The 4495-nt window shown below is 54.2% G+C and carries 2 protein-coding genes; one reads left to right on the forward strand and one right to left on the reverse strand.

The window, feature by feature from the left end; all coding sequences use genetic code 11:
- Positions 1 to 653: 653 nt before the first annotated feature.
- Positions 654 to 1481 (reverse strand): IS5 family transposase, encoded by an 828-nt coding sequence (locus GWC77_RS26960; RefSeq protein WP_254367206.1) that lies wholly within the window; start codon positions 1479 to 1481, stop codon positions 654 to 656.
- 687 nt (positions 1482 to 2168) lie between these two features.
- Between GWC77_RS26960 and GWC77_RS26965 the strand changes: the two genes are divergently transcribed.
- Positions 2169 to 4355, forward strand: a complete 2187-nt coding sequence (locus tag GWC77_RS26965; RefSeq protein ID WP_173262329.1) for a hypothetical protein — start codon at positions 2169 to 2171, stop codon at positions 4353 to 4355.
- The last annotated feature ends 140 nt before the right edge of the window (positions 4356 to 4495 follow it).

Genomic DNA, 4495 nt, shown 5'->3' on the forward strand with positions numbered 1-4495 from the left:
GCCGCTTCAGCACGCTGCCCGCGCCGGTGGGCAACGTTGAGCGAGCTTTCTTCGTCTTTGCCATCATCGATGTCCTGCGTTTCAATTCGCACCGATTCTACTCGTCCTCGTTAATGCGACAGAGCCCCCGCCAGTGCGCACCATTGGGCTGTCGGTCATCGCGGCGTTGCCGTTCGCTTTTATACCGTATCGCCAACCCGTAGCCCCGTTTCTCCGCGAACGCCGGTGCTGCTGAACAAAGCCGCCATGCCCTCACTTCGCATCTTTCATCATTATCTCGCACTGCGTGTCTTACCATGCTGGCCACTTCCCTCATCATCGAGTTCTGCAACGGACAACCATTTTTTGATGGATAAGTGTAATGCCCAAGATAGGCAATGTTGATTTGGCGGGAACCGTGCTCACGACGGATTCCGGGCCTGAGGATAAAATCGTATATCAACGTCTGAACGCGGTTCGCTATCAACTAGTTGCGGGTTTCGATCGAAATGAGATTCGCAAGCACCAAGGATAACGAATTACTTGTGGAATGGCACGTGAGAAAGCGCGCGACGCGAAGATCGGTTCTGTTGTGCGAAGACGTGAGAAGGGCTCGGACGAGCGGGATCGCGGCGCGTGGCGCCGGTAATGAAGCTCAGGTTCCTGACGAGTGATCAGTTGCGGCAGTAGTGCCGCAGATTGATCATCGAATAGGCAAGCGTCTTTAACGCATAGTGCACGTCACTGATGCGTTCGAAGCGCAGCAGCAGACGGCGGAACTTGTCCTCCCAGGCAAAGACGCGTTCGATAGTCCTGAAGCGCTCCTCGAAGATCGCCGGATCAAAGCGCTGCTTGCGCCCGCGCTTCGGTGTTTTGCGCCCACGCGGGTTCTCGGGGATGTTCGGGGTCATGCCGCGGTTGAAGATCGCACGGCGGTTATCCCGGCAATCGTAGACGCCATCCAGACTGACGGTTGAGCCTCGCAGGTCCGCGCCAATGGCGCGGGCCATTGCGGTGAGTCTGGGCAGCGCGTCGCGCAACAGCGGCGATTCGTTGCGGTTGCCCGGGGCCGTCACGAACGGCGCGATAATGTTGCCGTCGCGATCGCAGAAGGCGACGACCTTGCAGCCCTTGAGATGCTTGTGTCCGCTATACCCAAGGTTGTCGCCGCCTTTCTTCGCCGCAGTCGTCGTGCCGTCGCCGTGGATGACGGAAAGCTCCAGGAGCTGGTCCTGATGAAGAAGATGCACCGTGCCCGCAAAGATCCGCTCGATGCTGCCATCGGCCTGCCAGCGCCGCATCATCCGGTAGATACGCGTGTGGTGGATTTCAGGCAGACCTTTTGCATTCCTTTCGATCGGTAGCATCTTCCATTGGCAGCCCATGTACAGTATTTGCAGGACGTAGTTGAAGATCGTGCGCAACGGCAGCGTAGGCGGCGGTCCGCGTCGGCCGCGACTTAGGTGCGGCAAGACAAATTCTTCGAACTGCGCTTCGCTCAATTTCTTCGGAATCGTTTGCCAGCATGGATTACCCGTCATTCGATGAGTCCAAACATCTGGACTCTAACCGATCTGCCTTCGCCGATCACAAATCCAGTATCGGCGCGGCTCACAGACAAATTCGATGACATCGAAAAACTAGCAACCAGTTGGTGGATAGGTGGCAACGCCATGGGAAGCGTCGATATTGACTCGATCTCGTGAACGGGATGCGCATCGCTGCGCTCACCACTGTCGCCGACGATTCCCGGACCATGCTGCTGTGCGGGCTCACTTCGCGGCGGGTCGCCCGCCAGTGCGCACCATTGGGCTGTCGGTCATCGCGGCGTTGCCGTTCGCTTTTATACCGTATCGCCAACCAGTAGCCCCGTTTCTCCGCGAACGCCGGCCCCCACACGGGACTGAAGTGCTGCTGAACAAAGCCACGAATCACGCAACCAGTTGAACAGGTTTCACCGCAAACATAAGCGAGACTCTACTGTCATGCAGAATATTCGATCACTCTTTCAACGTGGACCTGGCCAAGCACATAACGATGTGTCGCCGCCGTCAGTACCCAGCACGAGGACCTCGCGGCAATCATTATTGCCGCTGCACGGATACGCCTTAAATCCGCGCCGTCATGAGGGTAGCAGTTTATTGAACATGCGTCCGATGTCGCCACCGCCCCAACGATCCCACGGACAAATGAGTCAATTAACACTGCCTTCGCGGCCGAGTTCAGTACCTCTCAAGCCGACGCCTGCAACGGCAAGATCTGCGGCGTATAGCTTTGTTTCTGCATCCATTTTAACTCTTGTAAATCAGCTGCAACGAGCGCTGGACTCTAGTGCCGCTTGGCGGCACCAATCGCTACTGCAATCTCTTGAAAAAGTGAAGCTCGATCTGTCGCAGGTTCCAAAACGATGCGGCGTTCAGCCAACGTCGGCTATGCAATCCTTTGTGAGAACTTGCGAAGTGCTGGTTGACGTGGATGGTCACTTAAAAGACGCCAAAAATGCGCATGGACCGCTAACCGCGGTTGAAACAATCGGACCAATATGTAAACAATTGCATACTGCACTCATTGACATGGAGGCACAGGATTTGCCGCGAGAGCATGAATCGTTACGCCAGCGACTCGCTAACGCAATTCTTAGACTCACGTCCGATTCACTAAATTCTCGTGATGTCGATCTTGGAAACATATTCAAACAGATCTCCAAGACAAGAGCTGCCATAAGTGCGCCATTTTTAATGGAAACGTCTACTAACAGATTGTCCCCGACGCGTACCGCCGGTCATCTAAGAGCACTGCAAATCACGCGAGAGCGAGCCCTGGCTTCAGCGCGGGAGTGCGTTGCACTCGACGCACTGGCTCGCGCTGTTGTATCTTCTTTCGGTGACCGGATGCTTACCGATCCCCGGCGCGATGCAAAGACGACAGAGATAGTAGATTTCCTCATAACCTTAGTGCGCACCTGCGTATTTGGTGGCGCTTACGCGTGGATCGCACAGCATCAGCATGATCTCACGATTGTGCTAAAATCCCCTCAAGGAATTAATGAGTCATTCAAATCAGATATTCAATGGCTGGTAGATCGCTGTCAATATATCCAGGCCGGCCTCAAAGATGAAGAATCGTTCGGAAAACAATTGAATGCTCACGCACGAGGCGAGTTCAATTGCGATCAGTTTGATATGTTAATCGCGCATGAGATCCACAACTATCATGAGGTGGCCGTTGATGCGCGCAGCCTAATCAAAGACGCGAAGCTGAACTCCAACAAGGACCTACTGGGATATGTTGAAAGCTCGCTTCGCGGCATTGCGGATGCTGCCGACTTTATGTGTGGTGTCCTTCGGGATTCTCATTCCGGACCAGATCGACGCAAGCCTGAAGGCATTTCACGCGCGGAAATGGCTAAGGTCGGGGAATGGATCTTTAGGCAATTCGGCAGACCTTTAAACCGCCCGACGACAAGTGGTCCCCGGGAGGGCATGCGCCAAGAACCAATCGATCTCAGCTGGATTGACGAGGAAGTTCCCGCTCCGCAGCCGTCGCAAAAACAAAGCAAGAAAGCGAAGAAAAAACAATCAACGGCACCGTCAAAAAGCACAACGCACGACTCAGGCTTAGTGCGGGCCTTCCAGAGGGCGGCAGCGGAACCGTTTTTGCCGGTGCAGCAGGAAGCACAACAGCGTTCACAATGGCTGATTGATCAGGCGCGACGGTTTGTCAATGCTAAGGATGGTTCTCCCGTAAGCGTCGCGCGAGTGCAGCAATATGTCGCCAACGCGATAACGGCCCTTGAAGATGGGGTAACCATTATTAGAAATAAGCATGCGGCGCTCGTGGCTAGTAAATCGCAGCTTGCAGGTGGCGGTGACAAACAAAAGGTTGCTGCGCAGATTGCAGAACAATACGAAACGGTGAGTGTCAAAATGTTGGAGGCAATTAACTCCTTGAGAAATAAGCAAACGGCTCTGCAAAGAGAGCTTGAGGCCTTGCCCCGTGCTCAGTTGATCAACACATTCTTACGATACCCTACACCGGAGGTTTTTAAACACCTTCGTCAAGATCGACAGGTGGACATCCGGGTTACAAGGTTGGCGAGCGGCAAGAAACTTGCTGCGGAGACCATTTCAGGTTTCAAAAAACCAAACGAAGATTATTTGAACGCTTACGAGATAGATATTGTCGATGGAGACGAAAGTCGAGGACACGTTGAGTTTCACGCGCACTACAACTCAACAGAGCCGAACGCCAGTGCGCGAGTCGGTCACTTTAAAAACGCTAACCAAGCTCATGAAGGGGGGAACGTCCACCGTGGACGACTCCATAAATTCGACCTGCAAAACATTATCAATTGGCTAGATTATTATGCCAGATAGATTGCGATGCGAAGGCTTTGTTCAGCAGCACTTCAGTCCCGTGTGGGGGCCGGCGTTCGCGGAGAAACGGGGCTACTGGTTGGCGATACGGTATAAAAGCGAACGGCAACGCCGCGATGACCGACAGCCCAATGGTGCGC

Origin of the sequence: Paraburkholderia sp. NMBU_R16 (assembly GCF_013282575.1) — a bacterium.
Lineage (GTDB): Bacteria > Pseudomonadota > Gammaproteobacteria > Burkholderiales > Burkholderiaceae > Trinickia.

Bases quoted from the DNA above. Each gene is read 5' to 3' on its own strand.
- GWC77_RS26965 (WP_173262329.1), top strand. From the start codon at position 2,169: ATGAGTCAATTAACACTGCCTTCGCGGCCGAGTTCAGTACCTCTCAAG.